General features: G+C 69.2%; 19 protein-coding genes, 1 tRNA gene and 1 pseudogene. 15 read left to right on the top strand and 6 right to left on the bottom strand.

All coding sequences use genetic code 11. The features are described 5' to 3' along the window. Positions 1 to 35: 35 nt before the first annotated feature. From ASD56_RS00550 to ASD56_RS00530, 5 genes are all read right to left on the bottom strand, one after another. On the bottom strand, positions 36 to 980 hold the full coding sequence (locus ASD56_RS00550) for a carbohydrate ABC transporter permease (protein WP_082541151.1): 945 nt from the start codon (positions 978 to 980) through the stop codon (positions 36 to 38). 1 nt (position 981) lies between these two features. Next, positions 982 to 1,917, bottom strand: a complete 936-nt coding sequence (locus ASD56_RS00545; RefSeq protein WP_055959998.1) for a carbohydrate ABC transporter permease — start codon at positions 1,915 to 1,917, stop codon at positions 982 to 984. Positions 1,918 to 1,925: 8 nt separating this feature from the next. Then, positions 1,926 to 3,224, bottom strand: a complete 1,299-nt coding sequence (locus tag ASD56_RS00540; protein ID WP_235565452.1) for a sugar ABC transporter substrate-binding protein — start codon at positions 3,222 to 3,224, stop codon at positions 1,926 to 1,928. Between the two features lie 215 nt (positions 3,225 to 3,439). Next, a complete protein-coding gene (locus tag ASD56_RS00535) occupies positions 3,440 to 4,831 on the bottom strand; it encodes an NAD(P)/FAD-dependent oxidoreductase (RefSeq protein WP_055959991.1) in 1,392 nt (463 codons plus the stop codon). 195 nt (positions 4,832 to 5,026) lie between these two features. Further along, positions 5,027 to 6,574 carry a PucR family transcriptional regulator gene (locus ASD56_RS00530; RefSeq protein ID WP_055959988.1) on the bottom strand — a complete coding sequence of 516 codons (1,548 nt, stop codon included), beginning with the start codon at positions 6,572 to 6,574 and terminating at the stop codon, positions 5,027 to 5,029. A gap of 94 nt (positions 6,575 to 6,668) precedes the next feature. On the opposite strand from ASD56_RS00530, the gene gabT reads away from it, so the two are divergent. The 15 genes and pseudogenes from gabT to ASD56_RS00460 all read left to right on the top strand — a co-directional run bounded on the left by gabT (position 6,669) and on the right by ASD56_RS00460 (position 20,308). Next, positions 6,669 to 8,033, top strand: coding sequence for a 4-aminobutyrate--2-oxoglutarate transaminase (gabT, locus tag ASD56_RS00525; RefSeq protein WP_055959985.1), 1,365 nt, complete (start codon positions 6,669 to 6,671; stop codon positions 8,031 to 8,033). A 71-nt stretch (positions 8,034 to 8,104) separates the two neighbouring features. Next, a complete protein-coding gene (locus ASD56_RS00520) occupies positions 8,105 to 9,466 on the top strand; it encodes a flavin monoamine oxidase family protein (protein WP_055959982.1) in 1,362 nt (453 codons plus the stop codon). Beyond that, on the top strand, positions 9,463 to 10,341 hold the full coding sequence (locus ASD56_RS00515; RefSeq protein ID WP_055959979.1) for a universal stress protein: 879 nt from the start codon (positions 9,463 to 9,465) through the stop codon (positions 10,339 to 10,341). The genes ASD56_RS00520 and ASD56_RS00515 overlap by 4 nt, the downstream gene beginning before the upstream one ends. Beyond that, positions 10,338 to 11,894, top strand: coding sequence for an APC family permease (locus tag ASD56_RS00510; RefSeq protein ID WP_055959975.1), 1,557 nt, complete (start codon positions 10,338 to 10,340; stop codon positions 11,892 to 11,894). The genes ASD56_RS00515 and ASD56_RS00510 overlap by 4 nt, the downstream gene beginning before the upstream one ends. A 39-nt stretch (positions 11,895 to 11,933) precedes the next feature. Further along, on the top strand, positions 11,934 to 13,295 hold the full coding sequence (locus tag ASD56_RS00505) for an NAD-dependent succinate-semialdehyde dehydrogenase (RefSeq protein ID WP_055959972.1): 1,362 nt from the start codon (positions 11,934 to 11,936) through the stop codon (positions 13,293 to 13,295). A 124-nt stretch (positions 13,296 to 13,419) separates the two neighbouring features. Next, positions 13,420 to 13,593, top strand: a pseudogene (locus tag ASD56_RS16610) (GIY-YIG nuclease family protein); the annotation flags it as partial. A gap of 324 nt (positions 13,594 to 13,917) precedes the next feature. Continuing rightward, positions 13,918 to 13,990 (top strand) — tRNA-Trp (locus ASD56_RS00500). Positions 13,991 to 14,081: 91 nt separating this feature from the next. Continuing rightward, a complete protein-coding gene (secE, locus tag ASD56_RS00495) occupies positions 14,082 to 14,348 on the top strand; it encodes a preprotein translocase subunit SecE (RefSeq protein WP_055963362.1) in 267 nt (88 codons plus the stop codon). An 87-nt stretch (positions 14,349 to 14,435) separates the two neighbouring features. Then, on the top strand, positions 14,436 to 15,473 hold the full coding sequence (nusG, locus tag ASD56_RS00490; protein WP_055959969.1) for a transcription termination/antitermination protein NusG: 1,038 nt from the start codon (positions 14,436 to 14,438) through the stop codon (positions 15,471 to 15,473). A 101-nt stretch (positions 15,474 to 15,574) separates the two neighbouring features. Beyond that, positions 15,575 to 16,006, top strand: a complete 432-nt coding sequence (gene rplK, locus ASD56_RS00485; RefSeq protein WP_055959966.1) for a 50S ribosomal protein L11 — start codon at positions 15,575 to 15,577, stop codon at positions 16,004 to 16,006. A 15-nt stretch (positions 16,007 to 16,021) separates the two neighbouring features. Next, positions 16,022 to 16,711, top strand: a complete 690-nt coding sequence (rplA, locus tag ASD56_RS00480) for a 50S ribosomal protein L1 (protein WP_055959964.1) — start codon at positions 16,022 to 16,024, stop codon at positions 16,709 to 16,711. Positions 16,712 to 16,787: 76 nt separating this feature from the next. Continuing rightward, positions 16,788 to 17,864: an NAD(P)H-dependent flavin oxidoreductase gene (locus ASD56_RS00475; protein ID WP_055959961.1), complete on the top strand. Its 1,077-nt coding sequence runs from the start codon at positions 16,788 to 16,790 to the stop codon at positions 17,862 to 17,864. Between the two features lie 85 nt (positions 17,865 to 17,949). Next, on the top strand, positions 17,950 to 18,759 hold the full coding sequence (locus tag ASD56_RS00470; RefSeq protein ID WP_055959958.1) for an amino acid ABC transporter substrate-binding protein: 810 nt from the start codon (positions 17,950 to 17,952) through the stop codon (positions 18,757 to 18,759). Between the two features lie 75 nt (positions 18,760 to 18,834). Then, positions 18,835 to 19,506, top strand: coding sequence for an amino acid ABC transporter permease (locus tag ASD56_RS00465; protein WP_055959956.1), 672 nt, complete (start codon positions 18,835 to 18,837; stop codon positions 19,504 to 19,506). Continuing rightward, positions 19,493 to 20,308, top strand: coding sequence for an amino acid ABC transporter ATP-binding protein (locus ASD56_RS00460; RefSeq protein ID WP_055959953.1), 816 nt, complete (start codon positions 19,493 to 19,495; stop codon positions 20,306 to 20,308). Before ASD56_RS00465 ends, ASD56_RS00460 begins: the two co-directional genes overlap by 14 nt. 3 nt (positions 20,309 to 20,311) lie before the next feature. Here the strand turns inward: ASD56_RS00460 and ASD56_RS00455 are convergent, their stop codons facing one another. Then, entirely contained in the window at positions 20,312 to 20,587 is a 276-nt protein-coding gene (locus tag ASD56_RS00455; protein ID WP_055963359.1) for an acylphosphatase, read from the bottom strand. Between the last annotated feature and the right edge of the window lie 48 nt (positions 20,588 to 20,635).

Here is a 20,635-nt window from a genome sequence, read left to right as displayed (position 1 = left end):
TTTCGGGAGAGCGGATGCCGCGGCATCCGCTCTGGTCACTTGATGCCCGTGAGCGCGATGCCCTGCACGAAGTAGCGCTGCAGGAAGACGAACAGGAGCAGCATCGGCAGCACGACCACCACGGCGCCGGCCATCATGAGCCCGTAGCGCGCCGCGTTCTGGCTGACCGAATACAGCGCGAGCGCCACCGGCAGCGTGTACATGTCCTCGGTGGTGGCCACCACGAGCGGCCACAGGAAGTTGTTCCAGCTGGCCAGGAAGGTGAGGATCGTGAGCGTCGCCACGGCCGGGCCGCACATCGGCATGATCACGCGCAGGAAGATCCGCCACTCGCTCGCGCCGTCGATGCGGGCCGCCTCGATCAGCTCGTCGGGCAGGCTCAGCATGAACTGCCGCATGAGGAACACGCCCAGCGGCGAGATGAGGAACGGCAGGATCAGGCCGGGATACGAGTTGACGAGCCCGAGATTCGCAGTGAGCACGAACAGCGGGACGAACGTGACCACGCCCGGCACCATCAGCGTGCCGAGCACCAGGGCGAACAGCAGCTTCTTGCCGCGGAACTGAAGCTTCGCCAGCGCGTAGCCGATCATCGAGCAGAACACGATGTTGCCGAGTGTCACGAACACCGCGACCACGATGCTGTTGATGAAGAACGTGGTGAAGTCGAGGCGCCCGAAGAGCGTCTCGAAGTTCTCGACGGTCGGGTTCTGCGGCAGGAAGCCGGTCGGGTTCTGGCGGATCTCGGCATCCGTCTTGAACGACCCGAGGATCATCCACACGAACGGCATCACCATCGCGATGAGGCCCAGTGTGAGCACGATGTACAGCCACCACCGCGGGCGATCGCCCCGGCGGCGTCGTCCGGCCGGGTGCGGCTCGGGGCGGTCGACGTCCGTGTCGGTCACCGCCGACGAGGCCAGGACCGGGCCGAGGGGGCGGGACGCCTCGGCGGCGGCGGAAGGAGGTGTCGCGGACATGTCAGTCCTTCTTCCCGAGCAGGCGGAATTGAATGAGCGACAGCACCACGATCGCCAGGAACAGCACGTAGCTGGCCGCCGAGGCGTAGGCGTAGTTTCCGAAGCCGAACTGGTCGTACGTGTACATCGCGGTCGAGAGTGTCGCGTCGAGAGGGCCACCCTGCGTCATCACGTACGGCTCCTCGAAGAACTGCAGGAACCCGATGCCGGTGATGACGGTCGCGAACAGGATCGCGGGCCGCATGGCGGGGATCGTGATGTGCCGGAAGCGCTGCCACGCATTCGCGCCGTCGACCATCGCGGCCTCGTGATGCTCGCGCGGGACGCCCTGGAGTGCGGCGAGGAAGATGACCATGATCGTGCCGATGTTGCGCCAGACCGCCATCATGATGAGCGAGGGGAGCGCCCACGTCGTCGACTGCAGCCAGTCCGGACCTTGGATGCCGAACACGGCCAGGAAGCCGTTGAGCAGGCCGTCCGGCTGCAGGATGAACCGCCAGACGATCGCGATGGCGACGATGCTCGTGACGACGGGGGCGTAGTAGCCGACGCGGTACACGGTGCGGAAGCGGTGGATGCCCTTGTCGAGCGCGAGCGCGACGGCGAGTGCCAGGGCGATGGTCAGGGGGACGGCGACCACGACGAACGTGAACGTGTTGCCCAGCGAGTGCAGGAACCGCGGATCCTGGAACAGGCGGATGTAGTTCTCGAGGCCGACGACGTTCACCTGGAACGGAGTCTCGAGGTCGCGTGTGGTCATGTCGGTGAAGCTCATCGCGAAGGACCCGATGATGGGGCCTGCCATGAACACCACGAACAGGATCATGAACGGCGCCGCGAACAGCCACGCCGTCAGCGTCATCCGGCGTTCCCGCCGCGACGCCCGCGCACGAGGTGCGGGGCGCCGCGGCGGTGCCGCAGAAGCGAGAGTGGTCATGGGTAGACCTACTGGCCGGTCCCGATGGACGATGCCTGCTCCTGGATGGTCGCGATCGCCTCGGCGGCAGTCGTATCGCCGCGGGTGGCCTTCTCGAGCTCCTGGTCGATCACAGCGGAGACCTGGGCCCAGGTCGCGATCGCCGGCGGAGCCTTCGAATCCTGCAGCTGCTCGCCGAACACGCTCAGGTACGGGTCGTCGGCGAACGTCGCGTCGTCCCAGGCCGCCTGCACGCTGGGCAGGTCGGTCGAGATGTCGTACCACTCGATCTGCGTCTCGGGCTGGCTCAGCCACCGGACGAACTTCCACGAGGCATCCCGGTTCTCGGTGTCTTCGAACACCGCGAGATTTCCACCGCCGGTGAAGCTCGTGCGGCTGTCGGCGCCGGGTACCATCGCCACGCCGAACTTGTCGGCGAACTCCTCGCCGCCCTGCTCGAGCAGCAGACTGACGTGGAACGGGCCGCTGTAGAACGCGCCGACCTCGCCGTTGATGAAGGCGGCCTCGATCTCGCCGCCCTCCAGGCGGCGCGGCTCGGCGATGCCCTGCTCGAAGAAGCTCGTGTAGAAGGAGAACGCCTCCTCCCACTCCGGTGTGTCGAAGGTGAACTCGGTTCCGTCCTCGTTCAGGATCTCGCCGCCCTGCTGCCAGGCGAGTGGGGTGACGTACTGCCAGGAGTCGAAGCCCCCCGGCGGAAGTGAGACGCCCCACTCCGCGCCGGCGCCCTGGAGCGCCTTGGTGAACTCGGTGTACTCCTCCCAGGTCTCGGGAGGCTCGACGCCGGCCGCCTCGGCGAGGTCGGTGCGGTAGTAGAGGACACGGGTGTCGACGTACCAGGGGACGCCGTAGGCCACGTCGTCCACCACGGCGGTCTCCCACGATCCCTCGAAGAACGAGGACTCGTCCACCAGGCCCTCGGGGGTCGGCTCGAAGGCCCCGGTGGCGGCGAACTCGCCGACCCAGGTCGTGCCGAGCATCGAGATGTCCGGAGTCTCGCCGCCGGCGATCGCCGTGGCGATGCGGTCGTGCGCACTCTCCCACGGCACGGCGGTCACGTTGATCGTGACGTCGGGGTTCTCCTCCTCGAACTGCGCGGCGAGCTCTCCGAGGACCTCGCCCTCGTTGCCCATCGCCCAGATGTCGACGGTGCCCGAGGCGGGCGAGTCGTCGATCGCCTCGCCGGCTTCCGGACCGGCGGAATCGCCGCCGTCGGTGCGGCCGCAGCCCGCAAGGGTCAGCGTGCCGACGAGGACCACGGCGCCGGCCGCGGCCCATCGAGCGCTTCTCGGGGTGAGTGATCTGTTCATGGGTCTGACGCCTCCATTGGTCGTCGCCGCCTCCGCGGCGGCCTTGCCTCGGCTGTGGGGGCGCCGGGGGAGCGCCCGATGATGACGGTACTCCTAAAACCTGACACATGAAAGGTATTGGCACATGAGAATGACCTCATCGACCACCGTGGTCGCTCGCGCAGGCGTGCGGAATGACCTCGACCGGAGTCGGGGATCGTGCTAGCGGGGAGTGGTCAGTGGCGCCCGGCGATGACGTCGGCGACACGGGCCGGCCACGCGGTGCGGGAGGAAGAACGGGAGGCCTCGACCCGGTCGGCGAGCCGGTAGGCGGTGTAGATCGCGTTCACCGCGACCCACCGCAACGGCTCGGGCTCCCATCGCTTCGCGTGATGGCCGGTCCACGGCAGGCGGGTGAGCTCGGTGTCGCGCTCGAGCACGAGGTCGGCCAGCGTGCGGCCGGCGAGGTTGGTCGCGGTCACTCCGGTCCCGACGTAGCCGCCCGCCCAGCCGAGACCGGTGGCGCGGTCGTGCCCGACGGTCGCCGCCCAGTCGCGGGCGACGCCGAGCACGCCCGCCCAGGCATGCGCGATCGGCGCGTCCGCGGCATCCGGGAAGAACTGCCGCAGCAGCGCCGTGAGGGAGGCGATCGTGCGCTGCTGCGTCGAGCCGTCGGTGTCGACCCGCGAGCCGAAGCGATAGGGCACGCCGCGTCCGCCGAACGCGATACGGTCATCCGCCGTGCGCTGGGCGTACATGTACACGTGAGCGAAGTCGCCGAGCGTCTCGCGACCGCTCCAGCCGATGCGGTCCCACGCCGCCGCCGGGATCGGCTCGGTCACGATCATCGACGAGTTCATCGGGAGCCAGGTCCGGTGCTGTCCACGGAGGTCCGGCGTGAAGCCCTCGGTCGCGCGCAGCACGTGCGCCGCGCGCACCACCCCACGCTCGGTGACGGCGCGGCCCGGAGTGATCTCGGTCACCCGGGTCTGCTCGCAGATGCGCACGCCCAGCCGCTCGACGGCCGCGGCGAGCCCGGACACCAGCTTCGCGGGGTGCACGCGTGCGCAGTGCGGGTGCCACATCCCGCCGAGCACGCCCTCGACGCCGACGCGGGCCGCCGTGGCCGCGGCATCCCACTCCTCGACGTCCGTGTGCGGCCACGCCTGCTCGGCGAGGACCGCTGCCCGAAGTCGCGCCAGCTGCGCGGGGGAGCGGGCGACATCGAGCTCGCCGCCCTTGACGACGTCTGCGTCGATGTCCTCGCGCCGGGCGACGGCGATGACCTCGTCCACGGTCTCGTTGAGCGATCGCTGCTGCGCGATGGCCGCGTCACGACCGTGGGATGCCGCGTACCGCTCGCGCCCGCCGGTGACGGTGTTCGTGAGCCAGCCGCCGTTGCGTCCGGACGCGCCGAAGCCCGCGAACCGTTGCTCGAGCACGACGACCCGGAGGTCGGGCTGCTCTCGTTTGAGGTAGTACGCCGCCCACAGCCCGGTGTAGCCGGCGCCGACGATCGCGACGTCGGCATCGAGGTCGCCGTTCAGGGCCGGTCGCGGCGCCGGCGTGCCGCCGAGGTCCCGCCACCACCACGAGACGTCGCCGTTGGGCACGGGCGCGTCGCTCATGACGCCATCCTCTCGCGCGACCCACGCCGCCGGGCGGGCAGTGTGTCGCGAGTGCGCCGCCGCGCGGGGCGTTCCGTCTCGTCCCCGGCTTCCGCGACGGTGCGAGCGCATCTGGTCGCAACAGCCGCAGGTCCTTCTGCGGCACTCGCGCACAAGTGCGATGAAAGGACGGTCGTCTGTTCGGACTGGGTCCGGTCAGTCCAGGGCGCGCAGCGCCGCCCAGAGCTCGGCGCGGGTCGCGAAAGACGTCAGGTCCCGGCCCAGCACGCGCTCCGCCAGCGCGAGCCGCGTGCGGACCGTGTGCCGGTGCACACCGAGAACGCGAGCGGATGCCTCGTGCGAGCAGTCGCTGGACAGCCAGGCCTGCAGCGTCTCGATCAGCCGGGTGCCCTCGGCCTCGTCGTGGTCGCGCAGCGGAGCGAGCTCGGCACGCGCGAGTGCCCTGGCCTCGCCCGACAGCGCCGAGAGGACCCCCGACCTCGCTACCTCGGCGAACGCCGTGATGCTCCCGCCCGCGGTGCCGGCCCCGCCCGCACCGCGGTCGCGGGCCGTCCGGGCCTGGGCCACCGCGTCGGCGAACCCGTCGTAGCCGATCGCTTCGGAGACGCCCACGCGCGAGCCGAAGCGCTCGGCGATCTCGTCGAGCGCGGTCCGGTCGCCGGACGGCACGACCAGGACGAGGTCATCGTCGGCGCGCCCGAAGAAGAGCGTGCCGCGGCGTTCCTCGACCCGCAGTTCGAGGAGCTCGGTCAGGGCGTCGCCGGCGGCCGCGGCATCCGTCACCGCCACGTTCACCGGCGCGGACGGCAGCGGCCCCCACAGCTCGCGCGCGATGCGCCGGGCGAGGGCCGGGTCGCCGGTGAGCAGCGTCTGCATGAGCCCGGCGCGCAGCGCGCCGCGCGCACGGCTGAGGCCCTGCTGCTGCTCGAGCGCCAGTCCGGCCATGGCGATCACGGCCGTGACGACACCGCGGCCCTCCTGGTCGAGGTCGCCCGCGGCGATGGCGATCACTCCGCGGAGGTGTCCGCCTCGGCCGAGGGTCTGGAGGCTGAAGGGGGTCTGGCCGATCCGCAGCGACGAGCCGGCGCGAGCCCCGCGCCCCAGCACGCCTGCCACCTCGCGTCGCAGCGCCTCGGCTGTCTCGCCATCGAGGCCCCCCGCCGGATGCTGGCGCGAGAGTTCGCCGGCCGCGTCGTACATGCCCACCCAACTGCCGAGCTGGCGGGCGAGTTCGGCGACCGTGGCGCCGAGCCCGTCGGGCCGCAGCGCCGCCAGTGCGATCGCGCGCTGCGCGGCGAGTGCCCAGCTGCGCCGGGCATACGTCTGCGCGGCGATGGCCTCGGCGTTCGCGCGGGCCACGGCGATGAACGGCGTGCGGTAGGGCACCTCGAACAGCGGCATGCCGGAGCGGCGGCATGCGTCCACCAGCGCAGGCGGGATGCCGGCGCGCACGACCTCGGTGCCGAACCCGAGGCCCACCACGCCGCGGGCGGCCAGCCGGGCCACGTAGGCGCGGTACAGCTCGGCGTCGTCGGGAGCGCCCTGGAACTGCGTTCCGGTCGTCAGCAGCACGAGGCCTTCCGAGAGGAAGGGCGTCGGGTCGGCGAGGTCGGAGCTGTGGACCCACCGGACCGGCCGGTCGAGCGCCGAGGGGTCGGCGTCGGCATCCTCGGAAAGGGCGAGATGCAGGTCGCCGCGGCTGAGCAGTGCGCGCAGGGTCGGCGCGTCGTCACGTGTGTGCATGGTCCTCCGACCGTGTACCACCTGTACATCGGTCCCACCAGAATGTACATCGAGGACGGTGCGGGCGTCTCTCGCCGCGTTTACGCTCCCGAACATGACTGCTCTCGACACCGTCACCGAAACGCCGCTGGGCGGTCCGTCCCTCGTTCAGGAACGGCGTCTGGTCACGAGCATTCCGGGACCGCGCTCGCAGGAGCTCATCGCCCGCAAGGCGGACGCGGTGGCGGCAGGCGTGGGTCACACCGCGCCGGTCCACGCCGTCGCCGCCGGCGGCGGGGTCATCGTGGACGCCGACGGCAACTCGCTCATCGACCTCGGCTCCGGAATCGCCGTGACGACGATCGGGAACGCACACCCCAAGGTCGTCGCGGCCGTGCAGTCCCAGGTGGCCCAGTTCACCCACACGTGCTTCATGATCGCGCCGTACGAGTCGTACGTCGCCGTCGCCGAGGCGCTCAACCGCATCACCCCCGGTGACCACGCCAAGAAGAGCGCGCTGTTCAACTCCGGCGCCGAAGCGGTCGAGAACGCCGTCAAGATCGCCCGCAAGTTCACCGGCCGGCAGGCCGTCGTCGCGTTCGACCACGGCTACCACGGGCGCACCAACCTCACGATGGCGCTGACGGCGAAGTCGATGCCGTACAAGAGCGGCTTCGGCCCGTTCGCCTCCGAGATCTACCGCGCGCCGCTGTCGTACCCGTACCGCGACGGGCTCACCGGCGCAGAGGCGGCCAAGCGCGCGATCTCGATCATGGAGAAGCAGGTCGGCGCCGACAACCTCGCCGCCGTCATCATCGAGCCGATCCAGGGCGAAGGCGGCTTCATCGTCCCCGCGGACGGCTTCCTCCCGGCGATCGTGGACTGGTGCCGTGCCAACGGCGTCGTCTTCATCGCCGACGAGATCCAGACCGGCTTCGCTCGCACCGGGGAGATGTTCGCGAGCGATGTGTTCGGCATCGTGCCGGACCTGATCACGACCGCCAAGGGCATCGCGGGGGGCCTGCCCTTGGCGGCCGTGACCGGACGAGCCGAGATCATGGACGCCTCGCACGCCGGCGGCCTCGGCGGCACCTACGGCGGCAACCCGATCGCCTGCGCCGCGGCGCTCGCCGCGATCGACGTCTTCGAGAACGACGGCATGATCGAGCGCGCCCGCGACATCGGCCGCATCCTCGCCGATCGCCTGCAGGAGCTGCAGGCCGCCGACCCGCGCATCGGCGACGTCCGCGGTCACGGTGCGATGATCGCGGCCGAGTTCGTCGACCCGGCGACGGGGGAACCGGATGCCGCGCTCACCGCCGCGGTCGCGAAGGCCTGCATCGCCGAGGGCGTGATCGTCCTCACGTGCGGCACGTACGGGAACGTGATCCGTTTCCTGCCGCCGCTGTCGATCGGCGACGATCTGCTCCACGAGGGCATCGACGTCGTCGCCGCCGCGCTGGCCGCGGTACCCGCCTGACCGGCCCGCCCGCCGAATCGCCCCGTTCGAACGGGGTCCCCAGCGGCCACGCCGCCACGAAGGAGTGCACAGTGAGAGAGCTGACCCGAGACGTCGTCATCGTCGGAGCAGGAGCCGCCGGCCTCACCGCCGCGAACGAGCTCAAGAAGGCGGGGCTGTCGGTCGTCGTCCTCGAGGCTCGGGATCGCGTCGGGGGGCGCCTGTGGACCGACGTCGTCGAGGGGGCGATGCTCGAGATCGGCGGGCAGTGGGTGTCGCCGGATCAGGAGGCTTTGAAGGAGACGCTCGCCGAGCTCGGGCTCGAGACGTACCGCCGCTACCGCGAGGGCGACTCCGTCTACGTGAACGAGGCGGGGGAGCTCACGCGCTTCACCGGTGAGATCTTCCCGGTGCCGCCGGCGACCGAGCAGGCGATGGTCACGCTCATCGAGAAGCTCGACGCCATGGTCGCCGAGGTCGACCCCGACAAGCCGTGGGAGCACCCCGACGCCGAGGAGCTCGACCGTGTCTCGTTCGAGGCCTGGCTCGAGGAGCAGACCGACGACCAGGAGGCGCGCGACAACATCGCCCTCTTCATCGCCGGCGCGATGCTCACCAAGCCGGCGTACGCGTTCTCGGCGCTGCAGGCGCTTCTCATGGCGGCCAGCGCAGGCAGCTTCTCGAACCTGGTCGACGCCGACTACATCCTCGACGAGCGCGTCGTCGGCGGGCTCCAGCAGGTGCCGCTGCTGCTCGCGGAGCGCCTCGGCGACGACGTGCTGCTGAACCAGCCCGTCCATACCGTGGAGTGGTCCGACGCGGGCGTCACCATCGTCACCGACGGCGACGTCACCGTGCGGGCGCGGTTCGTGATCCTCGCCCACGCGCCGATCCTCTACCCGTGGATCGACTTCAACCCGCCGCTGCCGCGACTGAAGCAGCAGATGCACCAGCACATATCGATGGGCTTCGTCATCAAGGTCCACGCCGTCTACGACCGGCCGTTCTGGCGCGAGCAGGGCCTTTCGGGAACCGCCTTCAGCCCGTACGAGATCTCGCACGAGGCGTATGACAACACGAATCACGGGGACGAGCGCGGCACCCTCGTCGGGTTCGTCTCGGACCGCAACGCCGACGACCTCTTCCGTGTCTCGGCCGAGGAGCGCAAGGCGCGCATCCTCGAATCGCTCTCGCACTACTACGGACCCGAAGCGCTCCATCCGGTCGTCTACTTCGAGAGCGACTGGGGTGCCGAGGAGTGGACACGCGGCGCCTACGCCGCCAGCTTCGACCTGGGAGGACTCACCCGCTACGGCGCCGACCTGCGGACGCCGGTCGGTCCCATCCACTTCGCGTGCAGCGACATGGCGGGCGCCGGGTACCAGCACGTCGACGGCGCCGTCCGCATGGGACGCCTCGTCGCAGCGAACATCGTCGAGGAGACGCGCGCATGACCGGCCGCATCGTCGTGGGCTACACCGCCACCGACGCCGGGCGCGATGCGCTCTCGCTCGGGGTGCGGCTGGCCGCGGCATCCGATTCTGCTCTCGACCTGGTGGTCGTACTGCCCGGTGAGGACCGCAGCGTCATCACCCCGCCCGACGCCGGCTACGACCGCTATGTCGGTGAACGCGCGCAGGCCTGGCTGGATGAGGCCGCGGCTGAGATTCCGGATGCCGTGGCCACCAGCACGCACGTCCGCTACGGCGAGTCCTTCGCCGCGGGTCTCCTCGAGGCCGCGCACGAGGTGCACGCATCGCACATCGTCGTCGGCGCTGCGAACGGCGGGCTGCGCGGCCGGCACCGGCTCGGCACCGTCGCCAGCGAGCTGCTCCACTCCGCCGACGTGCCCGTCGTGCTCGCGCCAGAGGGGGCGCGCCGGATCGACCCCGCCGTCGGCATCACGCGCATCACGGCAGCCGTCGGGCTGCGGCCCGGCGCCGACGTCCTTCTCGAGGAGTCGCTGGCCCTCGCCCTGTCGACGGGCGCCGAGCTGCGGCTCGTCTCGCTCGTCGCGGTGGATCTGCCGGCGGGCATCGAGAGCAACGAGTCCGCCGCGATGCACGCCGACGAGGTCTTCATCCACGCGCGGGCGGCGCTGCCCAAGGACATCGACGCAGAGGCGGTCGTCGGGCTCGGCGACAGCATCGAGGAGGCCGTCTCGCACCTCAGCTGGGAGCCGGGCGAGATCGCGGTGGTCGGCTCGAGCCGGCTCGCGCGCCCCCGGCGCCTGTTCCTCGGATCGACCGCGGCGAAGATGCTGCATGAGCTGCCGGTGCCGATGATCGTCGTGCCCCGCACACGCAAGAAGAAGGGTGCCCGATCATGAGCGGGAAGAAGAGCGACAGCGACGTCGTCATCGCGGAGCCCGTGACCGGCGGCCTGTCCAAGAAGGGCCTGAGCGCCGGCACGGTCGGCCTGATCGGCGCCGTGGTGATCGGCATCTCGTGCATCGCGCCTGCCTACACGCTCACCGCCGCCCTCGGACCCACGGTCTCGGAGGTGGGCTTCCAGGTCCCCGCGATCATCCTCGTCGGGTTCATCCCGATGCTGCTGGTCGCGTTCGGCTACCGCGAGCTGAACCGCTCCATGCCCGACTCCGGTACGTCCTTCACATGGGCGACGCGGGCGTTCGGGCCGTGGATCGGCTGGATGGCGGGCTGGGGACTCATCGCGGCGACGATCCTGGTGCTTTCCAACCTCGCGGGCATCGCCGTCGAATTCCTCTTCCTCCTCATCGCGCAGATCACCGGTGTGGCCGAGATCGCCGACCTCGCGTTCAACCCGCTCATCAATGTCGCCGTATGTCTGCTGTTCATGCTCGGGGCGACCTTCGTGTCGTACCGCGACATGCAGACCACGCAGAAGCTCCAGTACGTGCTGGTCAGCTTCCAGGTGCTCTTACTGGTGGGCTTCTCGATCGCCGCTTTCGTGCAGGTCGCGCAGGGCAATGCGTTCGACGCCAGCCCCGTCGAGCTGTCGTGGTTCAACCCGTTCGCGGTGGGCGACTTCGGCGCCGTGGTCGCCGGCCTGTCGCTGTCGATCTTCATCTTCTGGGGCTGGGACGTCACCCTCACGATGAACGAAGAGACGAAGAACCCGGAGAAGACACCCGGCCGCGCGGCGACCCTGACGGTCGTGATCATCGTTCTGCTGTACCTGCTGATCTCTGTCTCGCTGCTGGCCTATGCGGGCACCGGCGACGGCGAGCTCGGGCTCGGCAACGAGGACATCCAGTCGAACGTGTTCTTCTACCTGTCGGGGCCCATCCTCGGCCCGGTGGCATGGCTCGTGTCGCTCGCCGTGCTCACCAGTTCCGCGGCGTCGCTGCAGTCGACCTTCGTCTCTCCGGCGCGCACGCTCCTCGCCATGGGCCACTACGGGGCTCTGCCGCCGAAATTCGCGACAGTGAGCCCGCGTTTCTTCACCCCCGGCTACGCCACCATCGTGTCGGCGATCGTCGCCTCCGCGTTCTATGCGGTGATGCGGTTCATCAGCGAAGACGTGCTGTGGGACACGATCACCACCCTCGGCATGATGATCTGCTTCTACTACGGCCTCACGGCGTTCGCGTGTGTCTGGTACTTCCGCAAGCAGTGGTTCGACTCCATGCGCAACGTCTTCTTCACGTTCCTGTTCCCGCTGGTCGGGGGAGTGATCCTCGCGGTGCTCTTCGTGACGACGCTGATCGACAGCACGGACCCGGACTATGGCAGCGGATCGAACATCGGCGGCCTCGGCCTCGTGTTCATCCTCGGCGTCGCCGTCATCCTCATCGGCGTCGCGATCATGATCTGGCAGGCCGTCAAGCGGCCCGCGTTCTTCAAGGGCGAGACCCTCTCGCTCGATGCACCGCCCAGCCTCCGCCGCACCCGCCGGTGAGGCAGAATCAACCGCACATCCGATCGGAGAGAGAACACCATGAGTGAGTACGCCGTCGTCAACCCCGCCACGGGCGAGACCCTGGCCACCTACCCGACGATCACCGACGAGGCCCTCGAGGGGGTGCTCGCAGGAGCGGATGCCGCGTTCCGCACGTGGCGGCGCGAGTCCGTCGCCGAGCGGGCGGCCCGCATCCGCCGGGTGGCCGAGCTGCATCGCGAGCGGCGCGACGAGCTCGCCGCGATCATCGTGCGCGAGATGGGCAAGCCGCTGGAGGCCGCGCTCGGCGAGGTCGACTTCGCCGCCGACATCACCGAGTATTACGCCGACCACGCCGAGAAGATCACCGGCGACCAGCCGATCGACATCGACGGCGAGGGCACCGCGGTCATCCGCCGCTCGGCACTGGGCGTGCTCCTGGGCATCATGCCGTGGAACTTCCCGTACTACCAGGTGGCCCGCTTCGCCGCGCCGAACATCGTCATCGGCAACACGATCATCCTCAAGCACGCCGGGCAGTGCCCCGAGTCCGCCGCCGCCATCGAGGCGATGTACCACGACGCAGAGCTCGAGGGCGTGTACACGAACGTCTATGCGTCCAACGAGCAGGCCGCGACGATCATCGCGGACCGCCGAGTGCAGGGCGTGTCGGTCACCGGCTCCGAGCGTGCCGGTGCGGCCGTCGCCGAGGTCGCCGGGCGCAACCTCAAGAAGGTCGCGCTCGAGCTGGGCGGATCGGACCCGTTCATCCTGCTGTCGACCGACGACCTCGAGGGCGCGGTGCAGGCGGCGGTGGACGCCCGCCTCGACAACACCGGGCAGTCCTGCAACGCCGCCAAGCGCTTCATCGTGGTCGATGGGCTGTACGACGCCTTCCTCGAGAAGTTCACGGCGAAGATGACCGAGGCGAAGGTCGGCGACCCGTTCGCGGAAGACACCGTGCTCGGCCCCCTCTCGTCGCTCACAGCAGCCGAGCGGCTCGCCGAGCAGGTCGACAAGGCCGTCGCGCAGGGCGCGACCCTGGTGGCGGGCGGCACCCGTGACGGCGCCTACTACCCGGGGACCGTGCTCACGGATGTGACCCCGGAGATGGACGCCTACGGCGAGGAGTTCTTCGGACCCGTCGGCGTCGTCTACCGTGCCGCCGACGAGGACGAAGCGGTGAAGATCGCCAACGACACCAGCTTCGGCCTGGGGTCGTACGTCTTCACCACCGACGAGGAGCAGGCGGCTCGGGTGGCCGACAAGATCGACGCCGGCATGGTCTACGTGAACGTCGTGCTCGCCGATGAGCCCGGGCTGCCGTTCGGCGGCGTGAAGCGCTCGGGCACCTCGCGCGAGATGGGGCTCCTGGCCGCGGACGAGTTCGTCAACAAGAAGCTCATCCGCGTCGGCGCCTGACGGCTGACCCCCGCGTTTCGTCTCGCTTCGCTCGCTCAACGACCGGAACCTCCCGGTCGTTGAGCGAGGAGCGAAGCGACGAGACGAAACGCGCTGTGTCGGAGCGGCTGAGTAGCGTGCGTGGATGGCTTTCGCATACATCCTTCGTTGTTCCGACGGGACGCTCTACGCAGGAAGCACTCATGATCTCGGTCGGCGACTCCTGCAGCACAGCGCCGGGTTCGGCGCCGAGTACACACGCAGACGGCTGCCTGTCACGCTCGCCTGGTCTGGTGAGTTCAGCCGCATCGACGAGGCCTTCGGATGGGAAAGCGTCTTCAGGGTTGGAGCCACGCGAAGCGCGAGGCGTTCATTCAGGGAGGCCTGGAGGCCGTCATCGGGTGGAGTGCCCGCACCCGGCGGTTGCCGTAACGCGTTTCGTCTCGCTTCGCTCGCTCAACGACCGGGGGCCTCGGTCGGAGACCGCCAGGCGCCCGGCCCGGATTCGCGGGGCCGGGGGGCATGCCGTACACTGGAGCATGCAGTTGAAGTCTGCATTCTTTCGCCGTGCCCGTCATCCGGGACGGATCCCATTCGCTCTGGTACGGGGAAGAACGCGGGCTTGCGAGGTCTCCGGATCTCTAGGGCGGTAGCTCAATTGGCAGAGCAGCGGTCTCCAAAACCGCAGGTTGCAGGTTCGATTCCTGTCCGCCCTGCGCGTAAGCGCAACACCGGCCTGACGGTCGGTAGTTGACTACACAGTGGCCCGGCGAACGCCGGAACACGGAAGGTAATCAGGTGGCATCGATGGTTCAAGGCGAGCCGACGGGCGAGGTCGTCCCCACGGGCGGCGCACCCCGCGAGAAGAGGCCGAACGTCTTCGCGCGGATCGCCATCTTCATGCGCCAGGTCTTCGCCGAGCTCCGCAAGGTCGTCACCCCGACGCGCCAGGAGCTCCTGAAGTACACGGCGGTCGTGCTCGGCTTCGTCGTCATCATGATGGCGATCGTCTACGGCCTCGACATCCTGTTCGTCTGGGTGACGGCCTATGTCTTCGGAGTGCCGGGCGCCTGAGTCGCCTGAACGGCCTGGAACAGCGAAAGCGAACGGCCACGCTGGCGGAGATCTTCTCCTGCCGCGGATGGAACGGAAGAGAACGCAGTGTCTGAAAGAGTTTTCGACGACGCCGACTGGGCGACGGCTGCCGAGCAGTCCTCGGAGGACGACGAAGCCCAGGAGGGCAACATCCTCGCCGAGGAGACCGCCGCGAACACGCCGGCCGAGCACGCCGCCATCCACATCGTGGATGAGTCCGACGTGGACGACTCGGACCTGGACGACATCGACATCGACGACCCGGAGGCAGACGCCATCGTGAACGACGCCCTGAACCTCGACGAGGCAGCCGAGACCGAGGCCGCCGCCGAGGTGCTCAACGACTCCATCGCAGAAGAGGTCGCCGAGCTCGAGGCCGAGGCCGCGGACGAGGTCACCCCCTACGACGGCCCCGACGTGAACGGCGACGAGGACGAGTCGTCCTCCGACGACGAGGCCGACGAGGACGAGGACTCCGAGGAAGACCCGTACGAGGCCTTCCGCACCGAGCTGCGCATGCTCCCGGGCAAGTGGTACGTCATCCACTCCTACGCCGGGTTCGAGCGCAAGGTGAAGGCCAACATCGAGCAGCGCAAGTCGACGCTCGAGGTCGAAGAGGAGATCTACCAGATCGAGGTCCCGATGGAGGACGTCGTCGAGATCAAGAACGGTCAGCGCAAGATGGTCACGCGCGTCCGGATCCCCGGCTACGTGCTCGTGCGCATGGAGCTCAACGAGGACACCTGGTCGGTCGTCCGCCACACGCCCGGCGTCACCGGCTTCGTGGGCAACGCCCACAACCCGACGCCCCTCCGCTTCGAGGAGGCCTTCAACATGCTGAAGAGCCTCGTCGAAATCAAGGAGACCGTGCCCGCCAAGGGTGGCGCCGCCAAGAAGGGCCAGACCGCCGCGTCGCGCGTCCTTCCCGCCGAGATCGACTTCGAGGTCGGCGAGACGATCACCATCAAGGAGGGCTCGTTCGCGGGTCTTCCCGGCACGATCAGCGAGATCAAGCCCGAGAGCGGCAAGCTCACGGTCCTCGTCTCGCTCTTCGAGCGCGAGACTCCGGTCGAGCTGTCGTTCGACCAGGTCACGAAGCTCTAAAACAGACTTCCCGGGTCTCCCGGGGGAACCGCTGCTCGGAAACGCCGAGTGTGCGGGAGAACGGATCGCCCCAGGCATCCGCTCGAATGAAAGGAAAAAGAATGGCACCGAAGAAGAAGGTGACCGGCCTGATCAAGCTTCAGATCAATGCCGGTGCAGCCAACCCGGCGCCGCCGATCGGGCCCGCGCTCGGTCAGCATGGCGTCAACATCATGGAGTTCTGCAAGGCGTACAACGCCGCGACCGAGTCGCAGCGCGGCAACGTCATCCCCGTGGAGATCACCGTCTACGAGGACCGCAGCTTCACGTTCATCCTGAAGACCCCGCCGGCTGCTGAGCTCATCAAGAAGGCCGCAGGCGTTCAGAAGGGCTCGTCGACCCCGCACACGACCAAGGTGGCCAAGCTCACCAAGGAGCAGGTGCGGCAGATCGCTGAGACGAAGCAGCCCGACCTGAACGCGAACGACATCGAGGCTGCCTCGAAGATCATCGCCGGCACCGCCCGTTCCATGGGCATCACGGTCGAGGACTAAGGGGTAAGAGGAATCATGGCAACCAAGTCCAAGGCCTACCGGGCCGCTGCCGCCAAGATCGAGGCGGACAAGTTCTACACCCCCACCGAGGCTGTCGCGCTCGCGCGTGAGACCGGCTCGGCCAAGTTCGACGCGACCGTCGAGGTCGCGCTCAAGCTCGCCGTCGACCCCCGCAAGGCGGACCAGATGGTGCGCGGCACCGTCATCCTCCCGCACGGCACGGGCAAGACCGCCCGCGTCATCGTCTTCGCGACGGGCCCGGCCGCCGAGGCCGCCATCGCCGCAGGCGCTGACGAGGTCGGTGGCGCCGAGCTCATCGAGAAGGTCGCCGGCGGCTGGACCGCGTTCGACGCGGCCGTCTCGACGCCCGAGCTCATGGGCCAGGTCGGTCGACTGGGTAAGGTGCTGGGCCCCCGCGGCCTCATGCCGAACCCGAAGACCGGCACCGTGACCCCCAACGCGGCCAAGGCCGTCGAGGAGATCAAGGGCGGCAAGATCGAGTTCCGCGTCGACAAGCACGCCAACGTGCACTTCGTCGTCGGCAAGGCATCGTTCACCGCTGAGCAGCTCGACGAGAACCTCGCCGCTGCTCTCGAGGAGATCGTCCGCCTGAAGCCCTCGAGCTCGAAGGGCCGTTACATCCAGAAGGGCGCCGTGTCGACCACGTTCGGCCCCGGCATCCCGCTGGACGTCAACTCCATCTGATCCTCGGATCGATAATGCGAAGGGCCTCACCTCCGGGTGGGGCCCTTCGTCGTTTCCGGCGGGTAGCGTCGAACCCATGGCTGCGACCGCGACACTGCAGGACCTGCTCGGCATCGACGTCCCCCTCGTGCTCGGCCCCTTCGGCGGCCTTTCTTCCGTCGAGCTGACCGCAGCGGTCAGCGAACGGGGCGGGCTCGGCTCGTACGGCCTGTACGGTTACTCCGCTGAGCGCATCCATGACACGATCACGCAGCTGCGCTCAGCCACGGGCCGACCGTTCGCGGTGAACATCTGGCTCCCGACTGGCGATGAGGTCATCCCGGCAGACGTCGACCTCGCGCCCTCGCTGACCGCGCTCGCCCCGCTGTTCGAGGCGGCCGGCGTCCCGCTTCCCGAGGCTCCTGCGCGATTCCTGCCGCCGCTCCGCGAACAGGTGGAGGCGATCCTGGATGCCGCGCCCGCCGTGCTGAGCGTGGTCTTCGGCGTTCCCGCCCCGGCCCTCGTCGATGCAGCGCGGGGCCGAGGCATCCGGATCGTGGGAACGGCCACGACCGTCGCGGAATCCGTCGCGCTCGAGGCGGCCGGAGTGGACGCCATCGTCGCGAGCGGCGCCGAGGCGGGAGGCCACCGCGTGTCGTTCCTTCGAGCGCCCGAGCGTTCGCTCGTCGGCACGTTCGCGCTCGTGCCGCAGGTCGCCGATGCGGTCGCCGTCCCGGTGATCGCCGCCGGCGGGATTGCCGATCGACGCGGAGCCGCGGCGGCGTTCGCGCTGGGCGCGTCCGGCGTGCAGGTCGGCACGGCGTTCCTGCGCACGTCCGAGTCGGCGGCGACCCAGGCGCACCGCGACGCGATCAGCACGTCCGGCGACACCGACACGGTGCTGACCCGGGCGATGAGCGGCAGGCTGGCGCGCGGCATCCCGAATCGCGCCATGCGCGAGATCGAGACCGCCGGCCGGATCCTGCCGTTCCCCGCCCAGAACTGGCTGACCGGGGTCTTCCGCGCGGTGGCGGGCCAGAACGGCGACGGCGACCTCGTCGCACTGTGGGCGGGGCAGGCGGCAGGGCTCGCCCGCATCGATGACGCAGGCGCCGTCTTCGATGAGCTCGCGGCCGGAATCCCTGCCGAGTCCAGGGGTGGCAACAGGGCGTAACTTTCCGCGCCCGGCCCCGAAAACCCGTGTTGTACTGGAATCTCCCGCCGGCGCACAACGCCCCTCAATCGACCAGGAACCCCCTATGTCATACCGTCGCATCACCGCTGTCGTCCTCGCCACCACCGCCGCGCTCGCGCTCACCGCGTGCAGCTCCGCCGCACCTGAGCCGTCCGGTTCCACGGACGCGGATGGCGCCGATTACGGCCTGGTCACCGACGGCACGCTGACGGTCGCCACCGAGGGCACGTACCGCCCCTTCACCTTCCACGACGAGTCCGGCGACCTGGTCGGCTTCGACGTCGAGATCGCGGAGGCCGTGGCCGACAAGCTGGGCCTCGAGATCGTCTTCGAGGAGACGCAGTGGGACGCCATCTTCGCGGGTCTCGACGGCGGTCGCTTCGACGTCATCGCGAACCAGGTGTCGATCAACCCGGAGCGTGAGGAGAAGTACCTCTTCAGCGAGCCATACACCGTCTCGCCCGGCGTCATCGTCGTGCTCGAGGATGACGACTCGATCACGAGCTTCGACGACCTCGAGGGCAAGACCACCGCGCAGTCGCTGACGAGCAACTGGTACGAGCTCGCTCAGGAGAGCGGCGCCAACGTCGAAGCCGTCGAGGGCTGGGCTCAGGCTGTCGCGCTCCTGCAGCAGGGTCGCGTGGACGCCACGATCAACGACAACCTCACCTTCCTCGACTACGAGACCAGCGAGGGCCCGACGGGCCTGAAGATCGCCGCCGAGACCGACGACCCCGCCTACAACGCCTTCGCCCTGACGAAGGACAAGACCGCGCTCGTCGAGGCCATTGACGAGGCGCTCGCCGAGCTCCGCGAAGAGGGCGTGCTCGCCGAGATCAGCGAGAAGTACTTCGGCGCCGACGTCACGCAGTAGCCATCGAGCCGTCGTCCGCCCTAACGTGGCGGGCGACGGCTTCGCTGTGCCGCCCGCCCGGAGGAAGGACCGTCCATGAATGACGATGGCATCTGGCAGCTCCTCGTCGACTCGTTCTGGCCCCTGCTCCTCGCCGGTCTGACGGTCACGATCCCGCTCGCGCTGTCGTCGTTCGCGCTCGGACTGGTGATCGCCTTCGGCGTCGCCCTGCTGCGCCTGTCGCCGAATCGCGTGCTCTCGGGCATCGCCCGCTTCTACGTGTCGGTGATCCGCGGCACGCCCCTGCTCGTGCAGCTCTTCGTGATCTTCTTCGGCCTCGGGTCGGTGGGCATCGTCATCGACCCGTGGCCGGCGGCGATCATCGCGTTCTCGCTCAACGTGGGCGGGTACGCCGCGGAGGTGATCCGTGCCGCCATCCTGTCGGTGCCCAAGGGGCAGTGGGAGGCCGGGCACACCGTCGGGTACTCGCAGACCCAGACCCTGACCCGCATCGTGCTGCCGCAGGCGGCGCGGGTGTCGGTGCCGCCGCTGTCGAACACCTTCATCTCGCTGGTGAAGGACACCTCGCTGGCCTCGGTCATCCTGGTGACCGAGCTCACCCGCGTGGCGCAGCAGATCGCCGCGTTCACTTTCGAGTTCCTGGCGATCTACCTCGAGGCCGCCCTCATCTACTGGCTGTTCTGCCTGGTGCTCTCCGCCGGGCAGAGCGCCATCGAACGGAGGCTCGATCGCTATGTCGCCCACTGACGACTCCGGCGACGCGCTCGCCCCGCCCGCACCCGGCGACGACCGTCCGCTCCTGCACGTGCGCGGACTGACGAAGAGCTTCGGCGCCAACACCGTGCTGCACGGCGTCGACTTCGAGGTGCGCCGCGGAGAGGTCGTCGCGCTGATCGGGCCCAGTGGCTCCGGCAAGACGACCGTCCTGCGATCGCTCAACGGACTCGAGACGCCCGAGGCCGGCGTGCTGTCCTTCGAGGGCGGTCCGGAGATCGACTTCGCGAAGCCGGTGACCAAGGGTGATCGCCTCGCACTGCGCGACCGCTCGGCGATGGTGTTCCAGCACCACAATCTCTTCCCCCACCGCACCGTGCTGCAGAACGTGATCGAAGGGCCCGTGTACGCCCACAAGGTGCCCAAGGCCGAGGCGATCGCCCGGGCCGAGGCACTGCTCGAGCGCGTCGGTCTGAGTGAGAAGCGGGATGCCTATCCGTTCGAGCTCTCCGGAGGTCAGCAGCAGCGCGTCGGAATCGTGCGCGCCCTGGCGCTCCAGCCGTCGCTCCTCCTGTTCGACGAGCCCACCAGCGCGCTCGACTCCGAACTCGTCGGCGAGGTCCTGCTGGTGCTCAAGGAGCTGGCGGAGGAGGGGTGGACGATGGTGATCGTCACGCACGAGCTCGCCTTCGCCCGGCAGGTGGCCGACGAGGTGCTGTTCTTCGACGACGGCGTCATCCTCGAGCGCGGAGCGCCGAAGGACCTGTTCACGGCGCCGAAGAACGAGCGCACACGGCGCTTCATCGACCGGATCCTGCGGCCGTTCGACGGCTGAGTCCTACGCGGTCGGCCGCACCTCGAAGTCGTCGTTTGCGGCGGGCGCGGCATCCGTCACCGTCGTGGTGTCCACCCGCGAGCCGGGCGGCCCGTGCGCCATCCAGGTGAGCACCTCGTCGACTTGCTCGTCCGTGCCCTCGACCTCGGCCTCGACCGTGCCGTCGTGGCGATTGCGCACCCAGCCCGTGACCCCGGCGTCGCGGGCGACCATTCGCAGCGTGTAGCGGTACCCGACGCCCTGCACGTCGCCGTCGACGATCACGTGGACCCTTCTCATCCCCTCATCGTGCCGCGTGCGGGTGTCGATCGCGAGCGGGCGGTGACA

Source organism: Microbacterium sp. Root166, assembly GCF_001427145.1.
GTDB lineage: Bacteria > Actinomycetota > Actinomycetes > Actinomycetales > Microbacteriaceae > Microbacterium.
The sequence above is the reverse complement of the archived record's forward strand: the minus strand, read 5'-3'. Positions and strand labels throughout refer to the sequence as shown.